The 14,014-nt window shown below is 58.7% G+C and carries 13 protein-coding genes; 10 read left to right on the top strand and 3 right to left on the bottom strand.

Annotated elements, in window-relative coordinates:
• Positions 1 to 283: 283 nt before the first annotated feature.
• Complete coding sequence (locus tag HYE77_RS20860; RefSeq protein ID WP_177021321.1) at positions 284 to 541, bottom strand: hypothetical protein; 258 nt, start codon at positions 539 to 541, stop codon at positions 284 to 286.
• Positions 542 to 684: 143 nt separating this feature from the next.
• Between HYE77_RS20860 and HYE77_RS20855 the strand changes: the two genes are divergently transcribed.
• Positions 685 to 1,608: a LysR family transcriptional regulator gene (locus HYE77_RS20855; protein ID WP_087692928.1), complete on the top strand. Its 924-nt coding sequence runs from the start codon at positions 685 to 687 to the stop codon at positions 1,606 to 1,608.
• Here the strand turns inward: HYE77_RS20855 and HYE77_RS20850 are convergent.
• Positions 1,511 to 2,215, bottom strand: a complete 705-nt coding sequence (locus tag HYE77_RS20850) for a TetR/AcrR family transcriptional regulator (protein ID WP_102368481.1) — start codon at positions 2,213 to 2,215, stop codon at positions 1,511 to 1,513. The two genes, HYE77_RS20855 and HYE77_RS20850, sit on opposite strands and share 98 nt — an antisense overlap.
• 124 nt (positions 2,216 to 2,339) lie before the next feature.
• On the opposite strand from HYE77_RS20850, the gene HYE77_RS20845 reads away from it, so the two are divergent.
• From HYE77_RS20845 to HYE77_RS20830, 4 genes are all read left to right on the top strand, one after another.
• Complete coding sequence (locus HYE77_RS20845) at positions 2,340 to 3,563, top strand: MFS transporter (protein ID WP_003207907.1); 1,224 nt, start codon at positions 2,340 to 2,342, stop codon at positions 3,561 to 3,563.
• A 112-nt stretch (positions 3,564 to 3,675) separates the two neighbouring features.
• Positions 3,676 to 4,056 carry a type 1 fimbrial protein gene (locus HYE77_RS20840; protein WP_177069255.1) on the top strand — a complete coding sequence of 127 codons (381 nt, stop codon included), beginning with the start codon at positions 3,676 to 3,678 and terminating at the stop codon, positions 4,054 to 4,056.
• Positions 4,057 to 4,078: 22 nt separating this feature from the next.
• Positions 4,079 to 4,984 carry a LysR family transcriptional regulator gene (locus HYE77_RS20835; RefSeq protein WP_003207910.1) on the top strand — a complete coding sequence of 302 codons (906 nt, stop codon included), beginning with the start codon at positions 4,079 to 4,081 and terminating at the stop codon, positions 4,982 to 4,984.
• Between the two features lie 116 nt (positions 4,985 to 5,100).
• Positions 5,101 to 6,093, top strand: a complete 993-nt coding sequence (locus HYE77_RS20830) for an MBL fold metallo-hydrolase (protein ID WP_177069254.1) — start codon at positions 5,101 to 5,103, stop codon at positions 6,091 to 6,093.
• A 7-nt stretch (positions 6,094 to 6,100) separates the two neighbouring features.
• On the opposite strand, the gene HYE77_RS20825 is transcribed toward HYE77_RS20830, so the two are convergent.
• Positions 6,101 to 7,024, bottom strand: coding sequence for a LysR substrate-binding domain-containing protein (locus tag HYE77_RS20825; RefSeq protein ID WP_177069253.1), 924 nt, complete (start codon positions 7,022 to 7,024; stop codon positions 6,101 to 6,103).
• A 196-nt stretch (positions 7,025 to 7,220) separates the two neighbouring features.
• Between HYE77_RS20825 and HYE77_RS20820 the strand changes: the two genes are divergently transcribed.
• The 5 genes from HYE77_RS20820 to HYE77_RS20800 all read left to right on the top strand — a co-directional run bounded on the left by HYE77_RS20820 (position 7,221) and on the right by HYE77_RS20800 (position 14,001).
• Positions 7,221 to 8,141, top strand: coding sequence for an ABC transporter permease (locus HYE77_RS20820; protein ID WP_003207915.1), 921 nt, complete (start codon positions 7,221 to 7,223; stop codon positions 8,139 to 8,141).
• 7 nt (positions 8,142 to 8,148) lie between these two features.
• Complete coding sequence (locus tag HYE77_RS20815) at positions 8,149 to 9,012, top strand: ABC transporter permease (RefSeq protein WP_008433279.1); 864 nt, start codon at positions 8,149 to 8,151, stop codon at positions 9,010 to 9,012.
• 62 nt (positions 9,013 to 9,074) lie between these two features.
• Entirely contained in the window at positions 9,075 to 10,655 is a 1,581-nt protein-coding gene (locus tag HYE77_RS20810) for an ABC transporter substrate-binding protein (RefSeq protein WP_177069252.1), read from the top strand.
• Between the two features lie 5 nt (positions 10,656 to 10,660).
• Positions 10,661 to 12,166: an argininosuccinate lyase gene (argH, locus tag HYE77_RS20805; RefSeq protein WP_023659030.1), complete on the top strand. Its 1,506-nt coding sequence runs from the start codon at positions 10,661 to 10,663 to the stop codon at positions 12,164 to 12,166.
• An 11-nt stretch (positions 12,167 to 12,177) separates the two neighbouring features.
• Positions 12,178 to 14,001 carry an ABC transporter ATP-binding protein gene (locus tag HYE77_RS20800; protein WP_003207919.1) on the top strand — a complete coding sequence of 608 codons (1,824 nt, stop codon included), beginning with the start codon at positions 12,178 to 12,180 and terminating at the stop codon, positions 13,999 to 14,001.
• The last annotated feature ends 13 nt before the right edge of the window (positions 14,002 to 14,014 follow it).

The raw sequence follows: 14,014 nt of genomic DNA, 5'->3' as shown, positions 1-14,014 counted from the left end.
GCTGGGCCAAGGATGGCCCATCGCGGCGGCCCACGGTCCAAAGCCGGAGTGAGGGCACACCGAGCCTAGGCGAGGTGCCGAGTGGTGGGGCAAGAGCGTTTTGCTTACTTTTGCGCTTTTCAAAAGTGAGCCGCTGTAAGAGCGGAACCAATAGTAGCCGTAACAAAACCAACGGATATGCCCCCAATCACCGCCCCCAACGCCATATGCCTGACGCCCCGAACCGCTGAGTGAGCCGTTGTTGGCCTACCAGCGGTGAGTCACCGAACTCGTACTGTTTGCCTTAGGTGGGCACAAACACTTGCCCGGCCTTGCTCACACCCGCTACCGGGAAGAACGATTCGCTGTAGCTCAGGTACGGTGCCAGGCCGTTGTCAGCCTTGTACACCAACCCTGCGCGCGAGGTGGTGGCCTCGTCGAACTTGATCTGGTCCTGGAAATACACGCCTTTTTGCAGGGAGTCGATCTGCGAACCACGGTCGGTATTCGGTGATCGGTTGACCACGACCGGCTGGTTGTTGATGGAGTTCGCAAGGTGCAACGACGGAGCATTGCCACGGAAGTTGTGGGCGGTGTGCGTGGAATGAAAGCAAGCACGGGCCAGGTAGGACCCCTATATTTATGCGGCCCTTGCTGATAAATAGAGCGGGTGAGCCCCCAAGCAGATACCCGGTGTAATCCATCATGAAGCGCCATTTCGAAGATTTGCAGCTGGGCAGCATCGAACTGTTCTGCCTGGCTGCCGAGGCCAGCAGCTTTACCGCCGCCGCCCAGGTGGCAGGCGTGACCCCGGCGGCGGTGAGCCGCAGCATCTCGCGGTTGGAAGAGCGCCTGGGCTCCCGGCTGTTTGTGCGCACCACCCGCAGCATCCGCCTGACCGATGGCGGCCGGACATTTTTCGAGCAATGCCGCCAGGCGCTGACGCAACTGGTGGAAGCCCAGCAGGAAATGATGGGCGCGCAATCGGTGCCGTCCGGGCTGTTGCGCATCAGCATCCCGACCACCTACGGCCATCACCGGATCCTGCCGCTGCTGCCGAAATTCCGTGCGCTGTACCCGCAAGTCAGCGTGGATATCCACATCAGCAACCGCAACATCGATTTCGTCGCCGAAGGTTATGACCTGGCCATTCGCGTGCGGGCCCAGCCGGACTCGACGCTGATTGCGCGGTTGCTGGAAGACGCCAGGCTGGTGGTGGTCGCGACGCCGGCGTACCTGAAGCGTGCCGGCACGCCCCAGGCCCTGGAGGATTTGCCGAACCACGAGTGCATCCAGTACGAATTGCCGAGCAACGGGCGGCGCATTTCCTGGCTGTTCCAGGTGGACGGCAAGGAGCGGGAGTTTGCCGGGGAAGCAGGCTACAGCTGCTCTGACGATGTGCTGGGTGGCGTAACCCTGGCCAAGCACGGCGCGGGGTTATTCCAGACCTACAAGTTCATCGTCGAGGAGGAGTTGGCCAACGGCAGCCTGGTGGAGGTCTTACAGCCTTACGGCGGGCGATCACGGCCGTTTACCTTGCTGTATCCCCACGGCCGCTATGTGCCCCATCGGGTGCGGGCGTTTGTGGATTTTCTGCTGGAGCATCGCGCCGAATGGGCGGCGCTGTAGCGGCGGATAAGTCCCAGGTCAGCATCAGTTGGCCAATGGCAGTATCGATGGCATCAGCGTCGACGCCATCCCGGGCCAGGATCGACACGCCTTGCAGAAAACTGTCGTAGACCGTGGCCATGGCACGGGCGTTGGTCTCGGAGGGTAACTGGCCCGCCCGGATGCCGCGCTCGACACAATGCACGATGCCCGCCCGTGTGCGCTCTCGCGAATGGGTCAGCCCATGGGTGACTTGTGCGTTCTCGGGGGAGGGCGCGCTCATCACGCCCAGGGCTACCATGCAGCCTTTGGGATGCCCCTCTTCACACTGCATGCGTGCCGATTGGCGCAACGCCGTCTCGATGGCCTGGCGCGGTGGCAGGCTGTCATCCCACAGGCATTCGGTGACCTGGGCGAACGTCGCCAGATAACGCTGCACGCACTCCTGGAACAGCGCGTCCTTGGAGCCGAACGCCGCGTAGAAACTCGGCGCGGAGATGCCGCCGCCCAATCCGGCTTTCAACTGGCTCAGGGACGTCGCGTCGTAACCGTGCTGCCAGAACAGGTGCATGGCCTGTTCCACGGCCTGGTCGCGGTCGAAGGTGCGGGGGCGGCCCATCTGTGCCATGTGGAAATCCTCTCGGGTGATGAGATAAATACTAGTCGATACATAAGTCGTTGACAACGCTGCGTGGGGCGCCCAACATTTATATCGATCGGTATTTAAGTCCTCTCGCTCAAGGAGTTTCCCTGTGACCCCCTCAACCACCTTATCGGCAGACGCCGTTCCCGACCGCTTGCCCGTCGGCGCCTTGCTCGCCCTGGCCATGACAGGTTTCATCTGCATCGTCACCGAAACCCTGCCGGCGGGCCTGTTGCCGCTGATCAGCGATGGGCTGGGAGTTTCAGCGTCCATGGCCGGGCAGATGGTCACCGCGTATGCGCTGGGCTCGGTGCTGGCGGTGATCCCGCTGACCATCGCGACTCGCGGCTGGCGTAGACGCAATGTGCTGCTGCTGACCATCGTCGGTTTTCTGCTGTTCAATTCGATCACCGCGCTGTCGTCCCACTACGGGCTGACGCTGCTGGCGCGATTCCTTGCGGGGATGGCAGCGGGGCTGGCCTGGAGTTTGTTGGCCGGCTATGCGCGGCGCATGGTTGAGCCACATCAGCAGGGCAAGGCGTTGGCGCTGGCCATGGTAGGAACGCCGATTGCCCTGTCACTTGGCGTACCGCTGGGCACCTGGCTGGGTGGGCTGGTGGGCTGGCGCACCACGTTCGGGATCATGTCGGCACTGACCCTGGTGTTGATTGTCTGGGTACTGGTGAAAGTGCCGGATTATCCCGGCCAGTCGGCCCATCAGCGCATGCCGTTGCGCAAGGTGCTGACCACGCCGGGTGTGCGGCCAGTGCTGGCGGTGGTGATCTCATGGATGCTCGCCCATAACATTCTCTATACCTACATCGCGCCGTTCGTGGCTCCGGCGGGCTTGGTGGACCGTGTGGATCTGGTGTTGTTGGTGTTTGGTATAGCGGCGCTGCTCGGGATTTGGGTGACTGCCCGGTTGGTGGATGTGGCGTTGCGCAAGACGGTGCTGGTCAGCCTGGCGGGCTTTGCGGCGACGTGCCTGGCGTTCGGTTTTCTCGCGCAAGTGCCGGGCGTTATTTACCTCGGCGTGGCGGTCTGGGGCTTGAGTTTTGGCGGCGCTGCGACGTTGCTGCAAACCGCACTGGCGGATGCGGCAGGCGATGGAGCGGACGTGGCACTGTCGCTGAACGTGGTGGCCTGGAACAGCGCGATTGCCGGAAGCGGCGTGGTGGGTGGCGTGTTGCTGGATACCTGGGGCGTGGCGTCTTTCCCATGGGCAATGTTGGTGTTGCTGGCGGTGGGCTTCGCGATTGTGTGGTGCGCGCGACTCCATGGCTTCAAGCCGGGGCACCGGGCCCACGGTAAACCTGTGGTTGGCGGGCACTGATATTTCCAAAGTCTTTGGAAAAACCGCTTCTAACATCAGACAAATCTTAAAATAACCTGCTGCTCGGCCGATATCCCGGGGCATAGGCTTTATCACCCCCGGGAGTATCGGCATGCGCATCAAGAGAATGTCTGCAATCCATGTTGGCCTGTTGTTCAGCCTGTCCGGTGCCTGCATGGCCGCGAGCCAGGTGGGGCAGGGAGTCATCTCGTTTCACGGCAGCATCGTCGAAGCGTCTTGCACACCGCTCGCCGTGGCCAACGGGATGAAACTCAACAATTGCCCTACGTCCGCACGCGGCAGCGCCATCAGCGTGCGCAGTGTGCAACCGGTGGGCTCGGTCACGGCCCTCGACCACAGCGCCGTGAACGTGAAGCTGGTCGCCGACAGTGGCCGGGGAGACCGCTATTACCAGCAGCAATATGCGTTGGTGGATGGCCAAGGGAGGCCTGTGACGTCGGGGCAGTATCTGATTACATTAACGTCACCTTGAGAGATGGCAGTGGATCAACCCGATGAACCTGACTGGACACAACCTCGCGCTCCTGACTTCCCTCAGCGTCTTGCTTGAGGAGAGGAACGTCACGCGGGCGGCGGCGAAGCTCAACCTGACGCAGTCGGCGTTATCCGCGCAGTTGTCGCGGTTGCGTGACCTGTTCGGCGACCCTTTATTGATGCCTGCTCAGTCCGGAAAAGGCATGGTGCTGACAGCACGTGCCGAACATTTGCGTCAGCCGTTGCGCCAGGCGTTGCAGGTACTGGGGACGGTGGTCGGTGACCTTCCATGCTTTGATCCTGCCAAGTCGGACCGGACCTTTGTGATTGGCGCGAACGATAACGCCGCTGCGATCGTCGCGCCCCGGCTGGTGCAGCTTGTGCAGGCTGCGAGTCCTGGGGGCATCCGGGTTTCGATACGTGCGATCGACCAGGTGTTGCTTGGCGATCAGTTGGAAAGCGGCGAGATTGACGTCGCGCTGGTATCACACAGCCGTATCGGGAACCTGTCGCACGAGTTGCTGCTGCAGGAAGAATTCAAGATGGCCCAGCGCGCCGATCACCCTCGCGGATCCGCGCCACCAACGCTGGAGGAATACCTGGGCCTGGAGCATGTGGTGGTGTCGGGTGCCGTGAACAGCTTTCACGGTTTTATTGATGATGTGCTCGCGCAGAAGGGGCGTGCGCGCCGTGTCGCGGTGTCGGTGCCTTACTACAGCATCGTTCCATTGCTGCTGCAGAACAGCGACTGTGTAAGTGTGCTTCCGTCCCGTTTCCTGAGCCGTTATGAGCGCTCGCTGGCGGCCCTTGCTCTGCCCCTCGAGGTGCGCGACTTCAGTTTGTTCTCTGCCTGGCATCCACGGTTCGACAAGGACCTGGCACATCTCTGGTTGCGCGAACAACTCAAGCTCTGCGTGCTTTCCTGACGACATCAGGCCCTGGCAGGTATCTACGCCACACATACCTGGCATGCGGAGTTTCGATTTCAACTATAAAAAACGCTTGAATAGGATGCCGCCGATTCCAACTGGAGAGCTGCACCATGACCAAGCTGACATTTACCCGCGTGTTGAATTACACGGTCCTTGCTGCTGCCCTGGCACTGGGAGCCATCGCGGCACCGGCGGTGGCAGTTGCCGCCGCGCCCCAAGTCAAAACCCAGGCCCCTGGTTACTATCGCACGATGCTTGGAGATTTCGAGGTCACCGCGCTGAGTGACGGCACCATCGATGCACCGTTCGACAAATTGCTGAATGAGCCGGCTGCCAAGACCACTACCGCACTGCGCAAGGCGTTCCTCGGGGTGCCCACCGAGACCTCGACGAACGCGTATCTCGTCAATACCGGCACTCGGCTCATCCTGATCGATACCGGCGCTGGTGCGCTCTTCGGGCCGACCCTGGGCAAGCTCGCGGCCAACCTGCAGGCAGCCGGCTACAAGCCGGAGCAGGTCGATGACATCCTTCTCACGCACATGCACCCGGACCACGTGGGTGGGCTGGTTGCCGAAGGGGTGATGGTGTTTCCGAACGCCACGGTACACGCCGACAAGCGTGACGCCGATTACTGGCTCTCGCCGGCGAGGCTGGAGCCTGCCTCGGCCGACGCCAACAGCTTCGTACCCGAGTTCGCGAAGGGTGCAATGGCTTCCTTGAACCCGTATATCGCGCTTGGAAAGTTCCAGCCTTTCCAGGGCAGCGGGGAGATCCTGCCGGGGTTCAAGGCGCTGTCCAGCTATGGCCATACCCTGGGGCACACCAGCTACCTGGTTGAGAGCAAAGGCCAGAAGATGATTGTCGCCGGTGATCTGATCCACGCCGGTGCCGTGCAGTTTGCCGACCCGTCGGTGACTATCGAGTTTGATACGGACAAGAAAGCCGCCACCACGGCCCGCGAGACCGTGTTCAGCCTGGCTGCGAAAGAGGGCGCGCTGGTCGGCGCGGCGCACCTCTCGTTTCCCGGCCTGGGGCATTTGCGTGGTCAGGGCGCCGCGTGGCAATGGGTGCCGCTGAATTACTCAACCGAACTGAAGTGACTCGCGATTAGTACGCTTCACGGGGAATCATGGAAATAAACTCCGACCTGAAGATACCTTCCATGACCTGCATGAAATCCGAGGCGAGCTTGGAGCGCTGCTGGTGACCCGGAAATACCATCGAAACCTCGAAGGGTATGTCCTGGTCCAGCGGTCTGAACGTAAGGCCCGGGTACTTCGAGTAGGAGGCGGTGAATGGATCACACACGGTGATGCCGAGCCCCCCGGACACCATTCCGCAGGCGGAGTGCGCGGCGGTGGTTTCAACGCTGGAGACGCCTGCAACACCCCGAGCCTCCATGGCTGATGTGATGCGTCGCTGCAAAGGATTGTTGGCGTTCAGGGTAATCAGGCGTCGCCCGTGCAAATCCTCCAGGGTCACCACGTCTTTGGTGGCCAACATATCGTTGGCCGGCATCACGCACACCGCGCTGATGGGTGGCAGGTTGATCACCTGGATCCCGGGATATTCCCCTGAAGGAATCTGCACAAAACCAATATCGATCTGGTTGGCAGACGTCAGTTCCAGGATGCCCACCGAGTTGCGCACATCCAACGAGGTTCTGACCTCGGGGTGCTTTCGCGCGAATCGGCATACCCCCTCAGCCACCACACTGAGCCCCAGCGTGCTCATTGAACTGATCCTCAATGTGCCGGTGCGCAGCGTCACAAGGTCCTCTGCAACCCGCTCGATGCGTTCTATGCCTTGATAAAACTTGTCCACCTCCGCGTACAACACCTGTGCTTCCGCCCCGGGAATGAGGCGATTGCCTTCACGGCGAAACAGTCGAATGGAAAGGACAATTTCGAGGTCGCGGATGAGCCGGCTGATGGCCGGTTGACTGACCTGAAGTGCCTCGGCGGCGATAGTCATGCTTCCGGTGAGCATGACCGCCCTGAAAGCTTCCAATTGGCGAGGATTGAGTTTCATTGTGGCTCTCGATCGAATGTTGGAGGGCGCATTTTTGCGAGCGTATAACATTTTGTTATGTGCGTCCAACCTGTTACCGGTTTGCTATAAGCATGTAACGGCGCGATGATTTAGTTGCGTGGTTTTACCAAAGAAAAGCCGTTCCCGTTATTAATATCGGGTGCCGCTTAAGTAAAAATAAAAAAGAGGATAGCGCGTGCTGAATTATACCGTCCGCAGGTTGTTACTTCTGCTTCCGATGCTGCTGGGAGTCTCCATTGTGGTCTTCCTGGTCATGCACTTTATTCCGGGAGATCCTGCGCAGCTGGCAGCAGGTCCGGATGCAACAGCGGAAGATGTTGCGCAAATAAGGCAAAACTACGGATTGGATAAGCCGCTAATCAATCAATACCTTATTTATGTCAGGAAAGTTGTCGTGGGTGATTTTGGCGAGTCATTCCAGACATTCACGCCCGTGCTCGAAGGTATAGCCAGAACTCTTCCCGCCACGATTGAACTGACCGCTGCCGGAATGTTGCTTGCCGTCATCATTGGCGTTCCCCTCGGTATTGCGGCCGCTTTGAAGCCCAGAGGCTTCCTTGATAGTTCGCTGACCACCGTTGCAGTTCTGGGCATATCAATGCCTGGCTTCTTTCTGGGACTGATATTGATGCTGATCTTTTCAGCCAACCTCGGATGGTTGCCGCCGACCGGCAGAGGCGGGCTGCAACACCTGATATTACCGGCCTTGACACTTGGTTTGCCGTATGTTGCAACTTTTTCACGGCTGGCCCGATCCACCATGATGGATGTGCTGAGGGAAGATTATATTCGTACTGCCTATGCGAAAGGTGTACCGAGTTACAAGGTAGTACTCAAGCATGCACTTTCCAATGCGGCCATTCCATTGGTGACAGTATTCGGTATGGACTTCGGCCGGTTACTGGGTGGCGCGGTTATTGTCGAGACAGTATTTGCCTGGCCGGGAATGGGGCGGCTCTTGATTGATGCAATCATGGCTCGGGATATTTATGTCGTCCAAGGCACAGTTCTTGTGTTTGCCGCGGTGGTGGTAATTATCAACTTAATGGTGGATTTGGTTTATGGCGTCCTCGACCCTCGCGTCACTTACAACTGAGGCCGATATGAAACTTCCGAAAAAATATCGGTTGGGCTTTGTCAGTTTCCTTATTTCCAATAAGCGCTGGTTCGCGTTTGCTTCATTGATCGTGATCCTGGTGATGGTTGCTGCGGCGATAGCTGCCCCTTTGTTGTTTGATTGGGATTCGGTCACCAAGATCAACTTATCAACGTCCCTTGTCGAGCCCGGTGCAAGTTCCTGGCTCGGCACGGACCAATTGGGCCGTGACTTGTTGGGTCGAGTCGTGTGGGGGGCACGAATTACGCTCACCGTCGCAGTTTCAAGTGTCAGCATTGCGATGGTCATTGGCATCGCTTTAGGTGCGGCGTGTGGCTATTACAACGGCGCCATCGCCGGGGTGGTGATGCGGGTCATGGACTCGATGATTGCATTTCCCCGGACACTGGTTGCCATTCTGGTCATCACGGTGGCGGGCAACAGCATAGTAAGCCTGACACTGGCCATCGCCATTTCAACGATCCCGATTTACGTGCGTTTCTTTGCCGGGCCGGTCATGGCATTGAGAAACCGCGAGTTTGTATTGGCCTCCAAGTCGATTGGCGTCAGCGATCTGCGGCTGCTGCTGATACATATCCTGCCGAATATCGGTTCGCTGGTCATTATCCAGGCCACCGTCTCGCTGGCTGAAGCAATCCTCATTGGTTCCGGGCTCAGCTTTCTGGGGCTTGGCCCGCCGCCGCCCACCCCGGAGTGGGGCTCGATGATTGCCGAGTCGCGGCCGTTATTGACCACCCATCCCTACGTATTGATTGCGCCCGGATTTGCACTGGTTTTGACCATATTGAGTTTCAACATTGTGGGGGATGCGTTGCGAGACTATATCGACCCGAAATCACGTAACGCATAAATGAGTTCGGCGCGGTTAAACACGCCCTGTGTGTCCACCAGAATTATCAAGCGAGAAAGATTATGCGGCGTCTGAATTGCCTGGAAGTATTGATACGGAGTTTCGCTGTTGTCGGCATCCTTGGACTGTCGGCGGGCCTATCGTTTGTTGCCAACGCCAAAGACCTGAAGAAGCTGACATTCGTTCAAGGCGCTGATATCGATACCCTGGACCCAGCGATTTCGCGCAGTGTGCCTTCCTATAACGTGATTAATCACCTGTTTAATCGGTTGGTCGCATGGGACGGTCACGGGCATAACACGTTTGTAGCTGATTTGGCGCAGTCATGGTCAAGGTCCGAGGATGGACGGCAATGGATTTTTATCCTGAAACCGGGAATTACCTTTCATGACGGCACGGCGTTTGATGCTGCAGCGGTGAAGTTTAACCTGGACCGAATCATGAACCCCAAGCTCGGTTCTCCGCACCGGTCCTACTATGCGGATATAGCTTCGGTGGATGCGCTAGCGCCGAATGAGTTACGCATCACCACAAAAAATCCGTCACCCACAATGTTGGAGTTACTGGCAAAAGAATCTTCGTCAATCAGCAGTCCGGCCGCTGTCGTTAAATATGGACGGGCCTATGGGCACCATCCCGTCGGTACCGGGCCCTACGTATTTGATAGTTGGATACCCAACGACCAGGCCGTTATTCATAAGAACAACGCTTTTTATGGAACAACGGCAAAACCGGAAACCATCGTGTTCCGTCCGGTCAGGGAAGATTCTTCCCGAGTCATAGAGCTGCGAACGAACAATGCGGATATCGCGGCAAATTTATCGCCCGAGGCGGCTATTGAATTAAAGGAACTGAATAAATCCACCTTGCTGCGGGTACCCAGCACATTCCAGGTGTTCTTTGAAATGAACCTGACCAAACCGCCCTTTGATGACCCGCGCATACGGAGGGCGGTGAGTATGGCGATTGATCGCCAGGCATTGGTCGACAAAGTGTTGTTGGGATATGGAAAAGTACCCACTGGCCCATTTCCGGAGGGTACGCAAGCCCGACGTGAATTCCCTCCGGTGAAGTACGATCCTGATGCGGCAAGAAAAATAATTAACAAGGTATATCCAGGCGGTTATCCAGGCACCGTAGTTATATGGACCCCGGCGGGACGCTATACCAAAGATCGTCAGGTCTCGGAAGTTGTCCAAGGCTATCTTAACGCCGTGGGGCTGAAGACCGAGTTTAAGGTATGGGAATGGGCAACGTATCAAAAGAACTTGTATCGCCCCGAGCCGGGCAAGGGCACGGGCAAAGGTAGCAATGACGCAAACATGTGGTTACTGGGAACGGGCATATCTGACGCGGATATTCGTTTGCGTCGAAAGTTGTCCAGCGGCGACCCGCAGAATCTCACGGGTTACAGCAACCCTCAGGTAGACAAATTACTTCAGTTGGCCTCGCGTGAACTGGATGAAAAAACACGCATGTCCTATTACGGCCAGATTCAGCAGATTCTATGGGAACAAGACCCGGACAATCTGCCGCTGTTTGACCAGGAGCAAATAATTGGTGTGCGTAAAGCGTTGAATGGCCTGGATGTCGATTATGAGGGGACCATCGATTTGACGAATGTAGAACTTATTGAGCGGTGATTTAAATGTCGAATTTACATGCCAACGAAACACTGTTAACCGACGCTCGCCTGAGTGCTCCTCCCGCTGAACGCATGGTCAAGTACCATGATATTCCGGCACTTGAGACCGAGAAACGTCAGTTTCACGAGTTTGTCGAAGTGGACCTGGCGCACACCGTGATGCTGGTTGAACAGCAGATTCTTTCTGTGTCGGTCGGGCAAGCCATCCTCGCGGAGCTGCGGTTGATTCGGGACATGGTTCCCGCCGACTTCCCGTTTGATGTAAAGAAAGGCAGCTTCCTGCTTCAGGTTGAATCGTACCTTTTCTCCCGGATCGGCGAAGACTCGGCCGGGCAGATGCACACCGGCCGCAGCCGGATAGACCAAGGGGCAACGGTACGCCGCCTGTACGACCGCAAGCGCATCCTGGCGGTGCTGGACCGTATCAATGAGTTCCAGGTGGCGTTGATTCAGAAGGCCTCCACGCATTCGGGCACCATCATGCCCGGCTACACCCATATGCAGCATGCCCAGCCCTGGGTGTTCGGCCACTACCTTTTGAGTTTTACGTCGAGGCTGCACGACAGCTTCAGCCGCTTGATGCACGCTTACACCCGGGTCAATCGCAACCCCCTTGGTGCCGTCGGCCTGGCCGGCACGTCCTGGCCGCTGGACCGTGGGCGCACCACGCACCTGTTGGGGTTCGACAGCCTGGTAGAAAACTCCAAGCTGGGCCGCGAAGCATGGTACGCAGCAGAGACGATTGGCGCATTGTCCTTTGTCATGGCCGACCTGAACGACCTGGCAACCGACCTGCATATCTGGTCGAGCGTCGAATTTGGAACGGTGGAAAGCCACGACGGCTATTGCGGCACCAGCAGTATTTTCCCGCAGAAGAAAAACCCCAGCGGCTTGGAAACCATCAAGAAAGCTGCAGGTGGATCGGTGACCTGGCTCAGCACGGCCCTGGCCACTTTCCGGTCCGAAGGTACCGGCGACCAGGCGATGCGCGACCTGCCGTTGATCCATGATGCGCTGGCCACCACCGAAGGCATGCTGGACCTGTTTACCGGCATCATTGAAACCCTGGTGGTGCATGAGGACCGGATGACAGCCCTGCTCTCCGGGAGTTGGTGCACCGCCAGCAACCTCGCCGATGTGATCGTTCGGGACCGGGGCATCTCTTTCCGCCAGGTCCACCACATCGTGGCCCGCCTGGTGCGGAACTGCCTGTACGAGGGCGTGGCTCCTGCCGGGGTGACCGGCGCCGCACTGGATCAAGCCAGCGTGGAAACTGTCGGCTCAACCCTGGGCTACTCGGATGCCCAGGTCCGCGATGCTTTGAACCCGCGCCGTTTTGTCGAGACCCGCACTTCCGCGGGCGGCGTCGGCCCGGACGAGGTCCGGCGATTATTGTCGATCGCCCAGAACGAACTGGAGCAGGACCGTGAGTGGGTTGCGCAGAGCCGGCGCAAGGTCGATCAATCCCGTGCCGACCTTGACGCGGCCATCTCGGCGATCGTCGATTAAAGGAGCGCCCCATGAACGAGAATTTGGTAGCCCGGGTGAAAAACCTGAGTGTCGGCTTCGGCACCAGAGGGCGCGAGACGCCGGTGGTGCGCGATGTGTCCTTCGAGGTGATGCGCGGTCAGACGCTGGCGATCGTGGGTGAGTCCGGCTCCGGCAAATCCGTCACCTCAATGGCGATGATGGGCCTGATCAAGCGCGCCGGCGGACGGGTGCTTTCGGGCTCGATGGAGCTGCAAACCAGGAATAACCAGATTGTCGACCTGGTGGCGGCGCCCGAGTCTGTCATGCGCACACTGCGGGGCTCGTCCATGTCGATGATCTTTCAGGAGCCCATGACTTCGCTGAATCCGGTCTTCAAGATCAGCGCGCAACTCATCGAAGGCATCTTGCTGCATCAGCGGTGCAGCCGTGCGCAAGCCGAAGCCCAGGCATTACGCATGCTGGACCTGGTGCGTATTCCGGATGCGAAGCAGGTCATGAACCGGTTTCCCCATGAGCTTTCCGGCGGCATGCGCCAACGGATCATGATTGCGATGTCGCTGGTCTGCGAGCCCACACTGCTGATCGCCGACGAGCCGACCACAGCGTTGGATGTGACGGTGCAGGCGCAGATCCTGCGGATTATCAAGGAGCTGCAAGATAGCCTGGCCATGGGTGTGATCTTTATCACCCACGATATGGGCGTGGTGGCGGAAGTCGCAGACCATGTGATGGTGATGAAGAAAGGCGAGACCGTTGAGCAAGGTCCGGCAAGGGCAGTGCTGCAGGAGCCCAAGCAGCCCTACACCCGGGCATTGCTGGCGGCTGTTCCAAAAATCGGCTCAATGCGTGGCACTCAACTTCCCGCAAAATTTGCCTTGATCGATGATGACGTCGCAGCGGGTGCAGAACCTGCGCCTGGCGTGGCCCCGGACTACCAGAGTCCGCCGGTGCTCAGAGTCGAGTCGTTGTCCATTCGGTACGACCTCAAAGGTGGTCTCCTCGGGAAGGTCCGGCGCCGTGTGCATGCCGTCGAAGGCATCGACTTTGATATCTACTCAGGTGAAACGCTGGCCCTGGTGGGCGAGTCCGGGTGCGGGAAATCCACCAGCGCTCGTGCGATTGCCGGGCTGATGCCGATACAGGGCGGGAATATCGTTTTCGGTGGCAAGAACCTTACGACGTTGAACAAGAGCGATATGAACTCGCTGCGCCGCGATATCCAGATGGTCTTCCAGGATCCCTATGCATCCCTGAACCCGCGTCTCACGATCGAGAACAGCCTGCTGGAGCCGCTGCATGTTCATGGCATTGCACATGGCGCGCAAGCACGAAAGCAGGTGCGAATATTGCTGGAGAAGGTGGGGCTGTCGGCGGAGCATGCACAACGCTATCCGCACGAGTTCTCGGGTGGGCAGCGACAGCGGATCTGCATCGCGCGGGCGCTGACTCTGTCTCCGAAGCTGATCATCGCCGATGAAGCCGTCTCGGCGCTGGACGTGTCCATTCAAGCCCAGGTGATTAATCTCCTGCAGGACCTGCAGCGCGAGATGGGCATTTCATTCCTGTTTATTTCCCATGACCTGGCGGTGGTCGAGCGGGTCAGCCACCGGGTCGGGGTGATGTACCACGGACGCATCGTTGAGATCGGGCCACGCCAGTCAGTGTTCGAGCAGCCTCAGCACCCTTACACCCAAAGGTTGCTGAGCGCGGTGCCCTCGGCGGACCTGAACGTGCCCAGAAAGCCGTTCAGCCTGATGGAGGAGAGCGTGCCCAGCAGGATTTACGAGGTGGGCTACAAGGCTCCGCCGATCAGTTACCGCGAGGTCGCCGCGGGCCACTTCGTTGCAATTTGAGCGCCGGGTATCA

The sequence above is a fragment of the Pseudomonas sp. IPO3774 genome (assembly GCF_013386835.1).
Lineage (GTDB): Bacteria > Pseudomonadota > Gammaproteobacteria > Pseudomonadales > Pseudomonadaceae > Aquipseudomonas.
Note: the sequence above shows the minus strand (reverse complement) of the source record. Positions and strands in the feature narration are given on the sequence as shown.